This is a genomic window from Denitrificimonas caeni DSM 24390 (assembly GCF_000421765.1).
Classification (GTDB): domain Bacteria; phylum Pseudomonadota; class Gammaproteobacteria; order Pseudomonadales; family Pseudomonadaceae; genus Denitrificimonas; species Denitrificimonas caeni.
On sequence record NZ_ATXQ01000007.1, the window covers coordinates 117,260 to 130,907 of the forward strand.

Annotated in this window: 11 protein-coding genes; 8 read left to right on the forward strand and 3 right to left on the reverse strand. The window is 46.1% G+C overall.

Annotated features, from left to right (window positions below; translation table 11 throughout):
• Positions 1–15: 15 nt before the first annotated feature.
• Together rho and trxA are read right to left on the reverse strand one after the other, a co-directional pair.
• Positions 16–1,278: a transcription termination factor Rho gene (gene rho / locus H591_RS0110935; protein WP_022967001.1), complete on the reverse strand. Its 1,263-nt coding sequence runs from the start codon at positions 1,276–1,278 to the stop codon at positions 16–18.
• A gap of 246 nt (positions 1,279–1,524) precedes the next feature.
• Positions 1,525–1,851, reverse strand: coding sequence for a thioredoxin TrxA (gene trxA, locus H591_RS0110940; RefSeq protein WP_022967002.1), 327 nt, complete (start codon positions 1,849–1,851; stop codon positions 1,525–1,527).
• A gap of 188 nt (positions 1,852–2,039) precedes the next feature.
• Here trxA and ppx point away from each other — a divergent pair, with 188 nt between their 5' ends.
• Entirely contained in the window at positions 2,040–3,542 is a 1,503-nt protein-coding gene (ppx, locus tag H591_RS0110945; protein WP_022967003.1) for an exopolyphosphatase, read from the forward strand.
• A 54-nt stretch (positions 3,543–3,596) separates the two neighbouring features.
• On the opposite strand, the gene H591_RS0110950 is transcribed toward ppx, so the two are convergent.
• Positions 3,597–4,034 (reverse strand): DUF3301 domain-containing protein, encoded by a 438-nt coding sequence (locus tag H591_RS0110950; RefSeq protein WP_022967004.1) that lies wholly within the window; start codon positions 4,032–4,034, stop codon positions 3,597–3,599.
• A gap of 164 nt (positions 4,035–4,198) precedes the next feature.
• On the opposite strand from H591_RS0110950, the gene dnaA reads away from it, so the two are divergent.
• The 7 genes from dnaA to H591_RS15325 all read left to right on the forward strand — a co-directional run bounded on the left by dnaA (position 4,199) and on the right by H591_RS15325 (position 13,606).
• Complete coding sequence (gene dnaA, locus H591_RS0110955) at positions 4,199–5,701, forward strand: chromosomal replication initiator protein DnaA (RefSeq protein ID WP_022967005.1); 1,503 nt, start codon at positions 4,199–4,201, stop codon at positions 5,699–5,701.
• Between the two features lie 35 nt (positions 5,702–5,736).
• Complete coding sequence (gene dnaN, locus H591_RS0110960; protein WP_022967006.1) at positions 5,737–6,840, forward strand: DNA polymerase III subunit beta; 1,104 nt, start codon at positions 5,737–5,739, stop codon at positions 6,838–6,840.
• A 12-nt stretch (positions 6,841–6,852) separates the two neighbouring features.
• A complete protein-coding gene (gene recF / locus H591_RS0110965) occupies positions 6,853–7,953 on the forward strand; it encodes a DNA replication/repair protein RecF (RefSeq protein WP_022967007.1) in 1,101 nt (366 codons plus the stop codon).
• Complete coding sequence (gene gyrB / locus H591_RS0110970; protein WP_022967008.1) at positions 7,950–10,370, forward strand: DNA topoisomerase (ATP-hydrolyzing) subunit B; 2,421 nt, start codon at positions 7,950–7,952, stop codon at positions 10,368–10,370. Before recF ends, gyrB begins: the two co-directional genes overlap by 4 nt.
• A 409-nt stretch (positions 10,371–10,779) precedes the next feature.
• Positions 10,780–11,874: a nucleoid-associated protein gene (locus H591_RS0110975; protein ID WP_022967009.1), complete on the forward strand. Its 1,095-nt coding sequence runs from the start codon at positions 10,780–10,782 to the stop codon at positions 11,872–11,874.
• Positions 11,829–12,854, forward strand: coding sequence for a GTP pyrophosphokinase (locus H591_RS0110980; protein WP_211219994.1), 1,026 nt, complete (start codon positions 11,829–11,831; stop codon positions 12,852–12,854). Before H591_RS0110975 ends, H591_RS0110980 begins: the two co-directional genes overlap by 46 nt.
• A 365-nt stretch (positions 12,855–13,219) precedes the next feature.
• Complete coding sequence (locus H591_RS15325; protein WP_022967011.1) at positions 13,220–13,606, forward strand: helix-turn-helix domain-containing protein; 387 nt, start codon at positions 13,220–13,222, stop codon at positions 13,604–13,606.
• The last annotated feature ends 42 nt before the right edge of the window (positions 13,607–13,648 follow it).

Here is a 13,648-nt window from a genome sequence, read left to right on the forward strand (position 1 = left end):
AGTACTAAACAAGAGTTATTTGCTGCGCTTCATCGACATGAAAAACTCATCATTGGTTTTTGTGTCTTTAAGCTTATCTAACAAAAACTCGATGGCGGCCGTTTCATCCATAGGATGCAACAGCTTGCGTAAAATCCACATACGCTGCAATTCATCTTCGCTGGTTAACAGCTCTTCACGACGGGTACCTGAACGGTTGATATTAATCGCAGGGAACACCCGTTTTTCAGCAATACGGCGCTCAAGTTGCAGCTCCATATTACCGGTGCCTTTAAACTCTTCGTAGATCACTTCATCCATTTTCGAACCGGTCTCAACCAGAGCCGTCGCGATAATGGTCAATGATCCACCTTCTTCGATGTTACGCGCCGCACCAAAGAAACGCTTTGGCTTCTCTAACGCATGCGCATCCACACCACCAGTGAGTACTTTGCCGGAGCTTGGAATCACAGTGTTGTAAGCACGGGCTAAACGCGTGATGGAGTCGAGCAAAATCACCACGTCTTTTTTGTGCTCAACCAAGCGCTTGGCTTTTTCGATGACCATCTCTGCCACTTGCACGTGACGAGTGGGTGGCTCATCAAAGGTTGAGGCAACCACTTCACCACGGACGGTACGCTGCATTTCCGTTACTTCTTCAGGACGCTCATCAATCAGCAAAACAATTAGATGGCACTCTGGGTTGTTACGGGTAATGTTCGAAGCAATGTTTTGCAGCATGATGGTTTTACCGGCTTTCGGCGGTGCCACAATCAAACCACGTTGGCCTTTACCAATTGGCGCAGCCAAATCAATCACACGGCCGATCAAATCTTCAGTCGAGCCGTTACCGATCTCCATCGTCAAACGCTTAGTTGGAAACAGCGGAGTCAGGTTTTCGAAAAGAATTTTATTGCGTGCGTTTTCTGGACGATCAAAGTTAATCGAGTCCACTTTCAGCAGCGCAAAATAACGTTCGCCTTCTTTTGGAGGACGAATTTTACCAATAATGGTGTCGCCCGTTCTTAAGTTAAAACGGCGAATTTGACTCGGCGACACATAAATATCGTCCGGGCCAGCAAGGTATGACGAGTCTGCTGAGCGCAGAAAGCCAAAACCATCTTGTAGTATTTCTAGAACGCCATCACCAGAAATTTCTTCACCACCACGCGCATGACGCTTAAGGAGTGAAAAAATAATATCCTGCTTACGCGAACGAGCCATGTTATCCAGGCCCATTTGTTCAGCCATTTCTAGCAGTTCAGCGACGGGTTTTTGTTTTAGTTCGGTCAGATTCATAGGGAATGACGATGATATAATTTAGAAGGAATGAGCAAGCTCTTAGCTTGGGAGGCGTACCGCGAGGAGAACAGTCGATTGTTTGTTCAGAGCCGTAAAGATATCGGCGACGGCATGCAGACTTGTAGTTGTAATGGCTTATGCACTACAGAAATGGAATCTACCACTTGCAAAGGGATGCGTCTAGTGTACAAATCGATAAAATGCACACTAAACGCCAATACAGCTGAGCGATTCTCGCAGCAATTAGATATGGCTTTCTAAAAAAGCAACCAATTGGCTTTTTGACAGAGCACCCACTTTAGTTGCTTCAACGTTACCGTTTTTAAACAACATCAGAGTTGGAATACCACGCACGCCATACTTTGGTGGGGTCGCTTGGTTGTCATCAATGTTCAATTTGCAAATTTTTACTTTGCCAGCAAATTCAACTGCAACATCTTCTAAAACTGGAGCAATCATTTTGCAAGGACCGCACCACTCAGCCCAGTAGTCAACCAGCACAGGGCCGTCGGCTTGCAGTACATCTTGCTCAAAGCTTGAATCGCTAATATTGGTAATGTGATCGCTCATGAAACCTCTCCGAAACAGCGGATGCAAATTAAAGTTTTATAATCATAACGTGACTTGCCCTTTAACGAAAGTAACCGAGCAAAACACTGCGATGTTTTTTCCTCATCATACCGGCAAAAAACTTTTTTACATTGGCGAATCTGTCGTGGCATGGCACGATACACTTATTATTTCTTTGGAATAGCGGTATGCCCAATTCTGCTCCCAAACACTTCCCATTGATCGCCGCCATTGATCTGGGATCCAATAGTTTTCATATGGTTCTGGCTAAAACCGACCAGCGCGAGATACGAATTCTTGAACGCCTTGGCGAAAAGGTGCAATTGGCTGCCGGTATCAATGCAGAGCTAGAGTTACAAGATGACGCGATTGAACGTGGCCTTGCCTGCTTGCGACGCTTTGCTCAACTGATCAGCGACTTACCTCAAGGCGCCGTGCGGATTGTTGGTACCAGCTCGTTAAGGGTGGCACATAACCGTCAAGACTTTATTCGCCGCGCTGAAGAAATATTAGGCCACGATGTCGATGTCATTTCGGGCCGCGAAGAAGCACGGTTGATTTATCTGGGTGTATCTCACTCTCTAGCCGATACGCCGGGCAAACGTTTGGTGGTGGATATTGGCGGTGGTAGTACAGAATTTATCATTGGCCAACAGTTTGAATCTCAGCTACGTGGCAGCTTGCAGATGGGTTGTGTCAGCTTCACTCAGCGCTTCTTTAAAGATGGCATGGTCACTCCCGCCCGTTACGCGCAAGCCTATACAGCAGCACGTCTCGAACTGATGGAACTTGAGCAAAGTCTGCGCCGAATGGGCTGGCAAGATACTGTTGGTGCTTCTGGAACCATTCGTTCAGTCGGCCAAGCCCTTGCTGCTGCCGGCCTAACCAATGGCGAAATCACCAACTCCGGGCTGACTTGGCTCAAACGCAAGGTGCTAAAAATCGGTGACACTAGAAAAATTGATATTGCCGGCGTCAAACCTGAGCGCAGTGCTATTTTACCGGCGGGTTTAGCAATTATCGAAGCCATTTTTGATGCTTTAAACCTTGAGCAAATGGCGCCTTGTGATGGCGCATTACGTGAAGGCGTACTCTACGACTTACTGGGTCGCCATCAGCATGAAGATGTACGTGAGCGCTCGATCCAAAGCTTAATGGAACGCAGTCATGTTGATTTTGAACATGCGCAAAAAGTTGAAAGCAAAGCCCTTGAGGCCTTAGAGCAAGTGGCTGAAGCCTGGCAACTCAATGAAGAATGGCACAGCGATATGCTCAGCTGGGCAGCTCGCGTGCATGAAGTGGGCTTAGACATTGCTCATTACCATTACCACAAGCACGGTGCTTATCTAGTCGAGCATTCCGACTTGGCCGGTTTCTCTCGTCAAGATCAACAAATGCTTGCGCTGTTAGTACGTGGTCATCGCCGCAATATCCCTAAAGAGCGTTTTGCGGAGTTTAGCGGTGAAAGCCAACAGCTGTTGCACCTGTGTATTTTGCTGCGTTTTGCCATACTTCTGCACCACATTCGTGGTTCTCAAGAAGTTCCTAAGTTAGAACTAACCGCAAAAACTAACAGCTTGCACATCCGCTTTCCCGAGCAGTGGTTAGATAATAATCCTCTGACCTTAGCTGATTTCCAAAAAGAAGCGGGCTGGTTAGAACGTATCGACTTTACTCTGACCGCTGAGTAATTCTGATTTTTTACGAGTTTAAAACGGCGATTTAACAACATAGCCGACTGCGTTTTAATGCTTAGGTCGCCACTCATCCAACTGTACTACGGTATTTTGCCGTGCGTTTGTCTGTGGTTCAGCAGCATTATTTTGTGTATGCACGACATTACCACCGTCCACCGCCTGCATTGCTTCATAAATAGGGTAGGCCTGCAGTTCAATCTTCGCTAAATGACGGCCATACATAGCCACTGTGCCGTTTAAACGTTCTTGGCTGGTGACCGTAAACTCGAAGCTATAGATGCGCGCCAAGCGCTTCCGTTGACTGCCATCGGCAATGATTTTCCAGCCTTTAAACGCCACATTACCGTCTAACAACTGCACAGATTCACGCTGACAATGGGCTCGCGCATGATCTAGAGCACGCTCACGTACCCCGTGCCCGCGCCAGATCCAAGCAATACTCAAAGCCACCAATAACCAAGCGGTTAACTCACCCAACGTTATCATTTCTTTTACCTTGGTTATGTCCAATTTATCGCGACCCAGCAGCGATGCTGGATCAATATGTAGCCTGTAAAAGTCTGCGCTATTTTTACCATGCCTGTGGATAACTTTACCTCTGACGGCTACAATAGCCTGTCGTAATTACTATGTTTTATTGAGGGATCTCTGTGTCTGTCGAACTTTGGCTACAGTCTATCGATTTTTTACGCGATGAACTGCCTGCTCAGCATTTCAACACCTGGATCCGTCCATTACAAGTTGAAGCCGTCGGTGATGAACTGCATATTTTCGCACCGAATCGGTTTGTATTAGATTGGGTCAATGATAAATATATCAACCGCATTTTAGAGTTAATGGCCGAGCGTAATAATGGCGATGTTCCGCCTATTGCTCTGCAAATTGGTAGCAAGGGCAATGCCCGCACTAGTTTTAGTAGCGCACCTAACATACCAACCCGCAGCCAATCTAACAGTCAAGTTTCTGCCGCGGCAACTGCAGCGCCTATCGCAGAGACTCTGGCTGCACAGGCCGAGGCGACTTCGCAACAATCGACCACCAATCCAGCACCTGTGCCTATCCATAACGTTGCTCCTGCGCCCAGCACACCCGCAAGCGAGCGCGGCGTACCGGCAAAAGGCGCAATCAAGCACGTTAGCGCACTGAATCGCTCATTTACCTTTGATAGTTTTGTCGAAGGTAAATCGAACCAACTGGCGCGCGCTGCCGCTTGGCAGGTAGCTGACAATCCTAAGCATGGTTATAACCCGCTATTTTTGTATGGCGGTGTTGGTTTAGGGAAAACTCACTTGATGCATGCGGTTGGTAATCATTTACTGCAGAAAAACCCGAACGCAAAAGTCATTTATTTGCATTCTGAGCGCTTTGTAGCCGACATGGTCCGTGCCTTACAAAACAATGCGATCAATGAGTTTAAAAACTATTACCGCTCAGTTGATGCGCTACTGATTGATGACATTCAATTCTTTGCCAAAAAAGAGCGCTCACAAGAAGAGTTTTTTCACACCTTTAATGCCTTACTCGAAGGTAATCAACAGGTCATTCTTACCAGTGACCGCTACCCGAAAGAAATTGACGGCCTTGAAGAGCGCTTAAAATCACGTTTTGGTTGGGGTCTAACGGTTGCTGTAGAGCCACCTGAACTAGAAACGCGCGTCGCTATTTTGATGAAAAAAGCCGAGCAGAGCAGGGTACAGCTCTCGCATGATTGCGCATTCTTTATTGCTCAGCGTATCCGCTCTAACGTTCGTGAACTAGAAGGTGCATTGAAACGCGTCATTGCTCACGCACACTTCACCAATGAACCCATCACAGTGGAACTGATCCGCGAATCACTGAAAGACCTATTGGCACTGCAAGACAAACTTGTCAGTATTGATAACATTCAGCGCACAGTGGCTGAGTACTACAAAATTAAAATTTCCGATATTTTATCAAAACGTCGTTCACGCTCAGTGGCCCGCCCCCGTCAGGTGGCAATGGCTCTCGCCAAGGAAATCACCAATCACAGTTTGCCTGAAATTGGTGACGCCTTTGGTGGACGCGATCACACCACTGTTTTGCATGCTTGTCGGAAAATTGCTGAACTGAGCGAAACCGATGCGGACATCCGCGAAGACTATAAAAACCTACTGCGCACGTTAACGACATAACAGCAGTGCTAGCACTCTCACGCAAGGGAATAACCATGCACTTCACCATCCAACGCGAAGCTTTGTTAAAACCGCTGCAACTGGTGGCCGGTGTTGTTGAACGCAAGCAAACCATGCCTGTGTTATCCAACGTCCTCCTGGTCATCGAAGGGCAGAACCTATCCATGACAGGTACCGATACCGAAGTTGAACTGGTCGGCCGCATTACACTGCAAGAGCCAGCGCAAGCCGGTGAAATTACTGTACCGGCTCGTAAACTCATGGATATTTGCAAAAACTTACCGGCTGATGCAATGATCGACTTCAAAGTCGATGATCAAAAAGTGTTGATCAAAGCCGGTCGCAGTCGTTTTACTCTGACCACATTACCCGCCTCAGATTTCCCTTCGTCAGAAGAAACACCTGGTTCATTATGCTTTACCCTTGAGCAAAGCAGTGTCCGTCGCTTGATTGAACGCACCAGTTTTGCTATGGCGCAGCAAGATGTCCGTTATTACTTAAACGGTCTGATGCTCGAAGCTAAGCAAGGTCAATTACGCGCTGTCGCCACTGATGGTCACCGCTTAGCAATGTGCTCAGTACCCGCAGGCATTACCGAAGACATTCAGCACCAAGTCATCGTTCCGCGCAAAGGCGTTTTAGAATTAGCCCGTTTAATGACCGAAGACAGCGCAGAAGTCAGCATTATTTTTGGTAGCAACTACATTCGCGCAACCACTGATGAGTTCACCTTCATTTCTAAACTGGTTGACGGTAAGTTCCCTGACTATGAGCGAGTGCTACCCCGTGGCGGCGACAAAACTGTGCTGGCAGATCGTCAAAGCCTACGTGAAGCATTAAACCGTGCCTCTATTCTATCCAATGAGAAGTACCGAGGTATTCGTTGGCAGCTAGAGCCAAGCTTACTGAAAATCCAAGCCAATAACCCTGAGCAAGAAGTTGCAGAAGATGAAGTTACCGTAGACTACAGCGGCAGCACTTTAGAAATCGGCTTCAACGTTACCTATCTGCTCGACGTGCTCAGTGCCACCTCATCGGAGCAAATCAGCATTGTGCTATCAGACTCCAACAGCAGTGCATTAATTCAAGAGGCCGACAACGACAGTGCTTCTTATGTTGTTATGCCAATGCGTCTGTAATCGTTATTTAGTATGGCAATTAGCCAATTGCAAATCACCGGTATACGCAATTTGCGGCCGGTGACTTTGCTAACATCTCCACGTATCAATATCCTCTATGGTGATAATGGCAGCGGCAAAACGAGCGTGCTGGAGGCCATTCACCTACTGGCAATGGCTCGCTCTTTTCGCAGCACACGCTTACAGCCAATGATTCAGTACGAACAAAATAGCTGCACAGTCTTCGCTCAAATTCAGCGTAACGACAGTACTCAAAGTAACCTAGGCATCAGTCGTGATCGTCAGTCAGAGTTGCGCATTCGCATTGATGGTCAAAACGCTCGCAGTGCCGCACAACTGGCCCAACTTTTACCGCTGCAACTGATTAACCCTGACAGTTTTCGGCTACTTGAAGGTGCGCCAAAGATGCGCCGACAATTTTTAGATTGGGGAGTGTTCCACGTGGAACATAGTTTTATTTCCGCATGGCAGCGCTTACAGACCAGCTTAAGACAAAGAAACTCATGCCTGCGCCATGGTATAATGGATAAAAGTGTAGTGGCTGCGTGGGATCGAGAACTGTGTATAGCTAGTGACGAAATCGATCAATTACGTCGATCCTACATTGCAAAATTAAAACCAGTTTTTGAAAACACTCTAGCCAAGTTGCTGGAACTGCCGGATCTAACTCTGAGTTACTCTAGAGGATGGGACAAAGATAGCCGCTTAGAAGAAGTGCTCAATAAAAATCTTGAGCGCGATCGAGCGCTAGGCTATACCCAAGCAGGACCACAGCGCGCAGATTTACGAGTACGTATTGGCAGCAATAATGCCGTAGATATTCTTTCAAGAGGACAGCAGAAACTGGTTATTTGTGCCCTCAGAATTGCTCAAGGCTATTTGCTTTCTCAAGCTAGACGCAATGAATGCATCTATCTCGTGGATGACTTGCCTTCTGAGTTGGATGAACAGCATCGTTTAGCGCTGTGCCAATTGCTAGACGATTTAGAATGTCAGGTGTTTATCACATGTGTTGATAAACAATTAATGAGTTCAGGCTGGCGCAAGGATACGCCAGTCTCTTTGTTCCACGTGGAACAAGGTCAAATTACACCATTGGGAGTGACCGCATGAGCGAAGATAAATCGTACGATTCCAGTAGTATTAAAGTTCTTAAAGGTCTGGATGCCGTACGCAAACGCCCTGGTATGTATATCGGTGATACTGATGACGGCACTGGGCTACATCACATGGTTTTTGAAGCCGTGGACAACTCCATCGACGAGGCCTTAGCCGGCCATTGCGATGAAATCAGCATTACCATTCATACCGACGAATCCATCACCGTACAAGACAACGGCCGTGGCATTCCAGTTGATATCCATGAAGAAGAGGGGATATCGGCAGCAGAAGTCATTATGACAGTACTGCATGCTGGCGGTAAGTTTGACGATAACAGCTATAAAGTCTCTGGTGGTTTGCACGGCGTTGGCATTTCAGTAGTCAACGCGTTGTCACGGGTTTTGATTATGACCATCCGCCGCCAAGGCAAGGTATGGGAACAAACCTATCACCACGGCGTGCCGCAAGCACCGATGACAGCGATTGGAGAGACCAGCTCAACCGGTACTCGGATTCACTTTAAACCGTCGCCAGAAACCTTTGGCAACATCCAGTTCAGCTGGGATATTTTGGCTAAACGCTTGCGCGAACTGTCCTTCCTCAACTCAGGCGTGGGCATTCACTTAAAAGATGAGCGCACAGGTAAAGAAGAGTTATTCAAATACGAAGGTGGTCTTAAAGCCTTTGTGGAGTATCTCAATACCAACAAAACCACGGTCAATCAAATTTTCCATTTTGCCGTGCAGCGCGAAGAAGATGGTGTTGGCGTTGAAGTGGCGATGCAGTGGAATGATGGTTTTAATGAAAATCTATTGTGCTTCACAAACAATATTCCACAGCGTGATGGCGGTGCACACTTAGTTGGTTTCCGTACTGCCTTGACCCGTCATCTAAACAACTATATTGAAGCAGAAGGTTTAGGTAAAAAAGACAAAGTTAGCACTACCGGTGATGATGCCCGGGAAGGTCTAACAGCGATTATTTCAGTTAAAGTACCTGATCCAAAATTCAGCTCACAAACCAAAGACAAGCTGGTTTCTTCAGAAGTGAAAACTGCAGTTGAGCAGGAAATGGGCAAATACTTAGCCGATTACTTACTAGAAAACCCAGCTGAAGCAAAAGCCATTGTTGGTAAAATGATTGATGCTGCACGTGCCCGTGAAGCAGCACGCAAAGCGCGCGAGATGACACGCCGCAAAGGAGCTCTGGATATTGCCGGATTGCCGGGCAAGCTAGCCGATTGCCAAGAGAAGGATCCTGCCTTATCTGAACTCTACATTGTCGAAGGGGACTCGGCTGGCGGCTCCGCCAAGCAGGGGCGTAACCGTAAAACCCAAGCCATTCTACCGCTCAAAGGTAAGATTCTGAACGTTGAAAAAGCGCGCTTCGACAAAATGATTTCATCGCAAGAAGTCGGCACTTTAATCACGGCTTTAGGCTGTGGGATTGGCCGTGATGAATACAACATTGAAAAACTGCGTTATCACAACATCATCATCATGACCGATGCTGACGTCGATGGTTCGCACATTCGCACCCTGCTGCTAACCTTCTTCTTCCGTCAACTGCCTGAATTGGTTGAGCGTGGCTATATCTATATTGCCCAACCACCACTGTATAAAGTAAAACGTGGCAAGCAAGAGCAATACATCAAAGACGATGAAGCGATGGATGAGTACCTCACTAACGCAGCACTGGAAGATGCAAGTTTACATGTCAATGCCAATGCACCGGGTTTATCCGGTACGGCTTTGCAAGAGCTGGTTAACGAATACCGCTCTGTACTAAAAACATTGGAGCGACTCTCACGTCTTTACCCGAAAGAAATTACCGAGCACTTCCTCTACTTACCACGCGTCGAACCAGAGCAACTGAGCGATAAAGCAGCGATGCAAGCATGGCTTGATACGTTACAAGCGCGCATGGATTCGGTTGAGAAGTCTGGCGAGGTTTACACTGTCGGCTTACGCCATGACAGTGAGCGTAATTATTGGCTACCCGAAATTCAGATTAAAGCCCATGGTTTAACCAATCATATTTTGTTTAATCATGATTTCTACGCAAGTAATGATTACCGCACTGTAACCGAACTGGGTAATAAACTAGACAACTTACTTGAAGAAGACGCCTATGTGATGCGCGGTGAGCGCAAGCAAGAAGTACAGACGTTCAAAGCTGCGCTAGATTGGTTGCTTGCCGAAGGCAGCCGCCGTTTAAGCGTACAGCGCTATAAAGGTCTAGGAGAGATGAATCCAGAGCAACTGTGGGAAACCACCATGGATCCAAGTCAGCGCCGCATGCTGCAAGTGACCATTGAAGATGCTATTGCAGCGGACCAAATTTTCAACACCTTAATGGGCGACCACGTCGAACCGCGCCGTGCATTCATTGAAGACAACGCATTAGCGGTCTCTAACTTAGACTTCTAAGCAATTTGCCCGCCTGTGGGATCTCATCCTCCGTGATCTGAGATCTCACAACCGTGATCCGACGTCTCATCCTTCGTGAATTGAGGTTTGGAAAAGATAGGGAGTATCGATTCACAGAAAGTCTGAATCAAAAAAAAGGAACATGTAGTATTGTTCCTTTCGGGTTCAACAACTATCGATATTGGTGTTTTTACGGTGTTATCCCTCTTTTTTCGTTGAATACCTTTGAATCCAAAGCCTCGCCCCTCGATGGAGGGGCTATTTTATTGGTACTCGGCGCTCTGGCTTAACTTCGTAAAGGCTGATACTTAGGCTTCTGGGGACAGCTTGCTTCCCAGCAGTAAGCTTGAAAATATAGTAGGCTGTTTTCTATCCAGCGACAGGACAAAAATTATAACAAGGTAGTGCGATGCAGTTATTAAACCTAAATATTGACCGAATCATTATCCATCAGGTGTATCAAAGAGACGCGGAAGGCCAGAAAAAGGTTCCGATGCAGAGTCATGAATTTACGCGATTTTCACATGACGCAATGGAAACGTTTAAGCAACGAGTGGTTGAGGCTCTTGGTGAGAGTTCACGTGCGGTGCAAATGGAAATTGTTCATCAGGAGCCTAAAGATTTACCACAGATTGTTGAAAGAGCAATAGATGAAGATGAGAGTACTTTTGCTGTGTCATCTTATGATTTCGCGACGTTACTCACTGATGCACAACAGATGAAATCGATACCGGGCGGAATCGTTGTGGTGTTTACTGGTACTCAAGGTCACCCGGCGAAAAAGTTCTTAGGCATTATCAAAGCAGAAACTCATAGTGCTTACGAAAAAGAGGTTGATGATACAACAGGTGAAATTTCATTAAAGTACGTTGAAGAGGTGCTGCTGACACCTAGTTCAAAGTTGTACAAGACAGCCGGATTCTTTGAAAAAGCCAAATACAATTCGCCTTACAGCAACTTAAATGACAAGTGGGCGGTGATGGTGTCGGATTCACAGATCAACAAAGCTGGGGGTAAAGCGGCTGCAAGGTATTTTTACTCTGATTTTCTTGGTTGTGGTTATCCGCAAACCAGTGCAAGAACCACCAAGCAATTTTATGATGCTGCTAAGACGTTTATTTCGGGATTGGATGTTCCTGAGTCTAAGAAAAGTGACTATATCAATGCCCTAACCACGTACCTGAAAGTTGATACGTCCTCCTCAATTGGCACTGCTGACTTTGCGTCAAAGTATTTTGAGCCAGACGTTCAGGATGCATTTTCGGAGCATATGGAGAGCGCCGGTATACCAACCGCTTCCTTTACCAAGGATGTTGAGCATATATCAGATAGTCTAAAGTTCAGAAAAGTAAAAACCAGCAAAAATGTTAAGATCTCCGCACCGTCAGATTCCTTTAAGGATTTGATAACTATAACTACAATTGAAGGTGATGTAGATGAATCTGGGATGGCAGCGGAGTGGACCCAAGTGATTATCAAGGACAAGATAGTGAAGCAGGAATGACGGAAGTCGAGTTTCAAACGAAGTGGAGCCAAGAAAAGCCGGTATACGATTCTTGGGGGCGTTTCATTGTCCAGCAAATTTGCGCTTCTTTAGAGGGTAAGGGGAAAGATTTAAGTACTTTTCTAAAACTACCAGCCAAACACCGCTTAAAAGATGAAAAATCGCTTATCGATAAAGCCTTTTACCGTGCAGGTAAGAATTACGCAGACCCCTACAATGATATTGAAGATAAAGTCGGCGCAAGGTTTGTTGTGCTTGTTCTTGACGATATCGAACTAATTTGCGACATCATAAGATCATCTGACCTTTGGTCATTTGATGCTTGTAAGCACTTTAACGAGGATAAAGAAAAGTCCCCTTTACTGTTTACATACCAGTCAGTTCACTTCGTTTTACGCCCCAAAAAAGCAATTACGTTTGATGGTATTGAAATACCAACTGATATCCCGTGTGAAGTTCAGATCAGAACGCTGCTCCAGCACGCGCATGCTGAATTAACCCATGATGCTATTTATAAAGCAAAAACAGCTATTAAACCCAAGGTTCATCGAACAGTTGCGAAGAGCATGGCGCTTATCGAAACAACGGATGCTTTTTTCACTGAGGTCACTCAACAACTTAATCAGGGGCCAATAGATGAATTGGGTATTATTTCTAAGCTTGATGGTTTGTACTTCAGCTTTACAGGAATAAAGGCCGAAACCCAAAAATCTATCTTAACGATTCTGGACGAATTTGAGGATTTGGTTGACGATGAGCTTATTGGAAAAATTGAAGAGTTTGTCAAGAAGAATGCCGCGATTCCCGAAATTATTAAGTCCAAATACAAAGAAAGTGCGGTTTATAAACAAAGCTCCGTTCTACTTATATATTGGATGCTGAAGCGCAAGAAAAGGAAGCTGCTTGATAACTGGCCATTAGACAGAAAAATGTTAATACCTCTAGCAAATGACCTTGGTGTAAGCACTCTAGAGGATTAACGTGGGCAATATCACCAGCAGACTGAGCAATGATTGTCAGTAGAGGTGGTCAATTGGTACCGGCAGAAGGGCAATGCGTTCCGGCTGCACCAATGGAAGTCATTTAAATCATCTGCTGGGCTAATATGAGTGTTGTTAGCATAGAGTAAATGATTTCTAGAAATTAGGCGAAGACACATTAATAACTATAGCCGTTGGAGCGTTTCTGTCGTGTGCTACTAACGATTCAATCAAATTACCCTACAATGATTTATCAAAGTATAACACTTTGATTTTTATAGTATGTTTTCTGAATTATCTTTTGATTTCCCTCCTTCAGTTACCTTATTCTGGTAACAAATTAACCTCGTTCCCGGAACATATTGATGACTCCATTTGGATTGTATTTGGAATCACTAAGGAGAAGTCGTCAGTTGCAACAAGTTCAGCTGGCTGACCACCTTGGTGTGAACGCCTGCTACGTGAGCGCAATGGAAAACGGGAAGAAAGGCCCGCCTTCACAGCAAGTCCTAAGCAAGTTGGTAGCGGCACTGAAGCTGGATGCTGAAGAACAAGAAACGCTCTGGGACAAAGTAGACCAGTCTCAGCGAACGATTCGACTACCGGATAATGCAACACTGGAAGAGTACGCCCTGATGCGTGACCTACGTCGTCACCTGGGTGCTTTGAGTTCAGACAAAGTGAACGTTATTCGTAACATACTGAATATGGATGTCAGGCCAAAGTCTGGTGTCGAGATCAGGAGTATTTGATGGCTTAAAAACAAAACGGGACAACCCGTAAGGACTGCCCCG

Excerpts from the sequence above, each read along its gene's own strand:
- rho (WP_022967001.1), bottom strand. The coding sequence starts at position 1,278 with ATGAATCTGACCGAACTAAAACAAAAACCCGTCGCTGAACTGCTAGAA.
- H591_RS0110975 (WP_022967009.1), top strand. The coding sequence starts at position 10,780 with ATGCAGTTATTAAACCTAAATATTGACCGAATCATTATCCATCAGGTG.
- trxA (WP_022967002.1), bottom strand. The coding sequence starts at position 1,851 with ATGAGCGATCACATTACCAATATTAGCGATTCAAGCTTTGAGCAAGAT.
- H591_RS15325 (WP_022967011.1), top strand. The coding sequence starts at position 13,220 with ATGACTCCATTTGGATTGTATTTGGAATCACTAAGGAGAAGTCGTCAG.
- gyrB (WP_022967008.1), top strand. The coding sequence starts at position 7,950 with ATGAGCGAAGATAAATCGTACGATTCCAGTAGTATTAAAGTTCTTAAA.
- H591_RS0110950 (WP_022967004.1), bottom strand. The coding sequence starts at position 4,034 with ATGATAACGTTGGGTGAGTTAACCGCTTGGTTATTGGTGGCTTTGAGT.
- dnaN (WP_022967006.1), top strand. The coding sequence starts at position 5,737 with ATGCACTTCACCATCCAACGCGAAGCTTTGTTAAAACCGCTGCAACTG.
- recF (WP_022967007.1), top strand. The coding sequence starts at position 6,853 with ATGGCAATTAGCCAATTGCAAATCACCGGTATACGCAATTTGCGGCCG.
- ppx (WP_022967003.1), top strand. The coding sequence starts at position 2,040 with ATGCCCAATTCTGCTCCCAAACACTTCCCATTGATCGCCGCCATTGAT.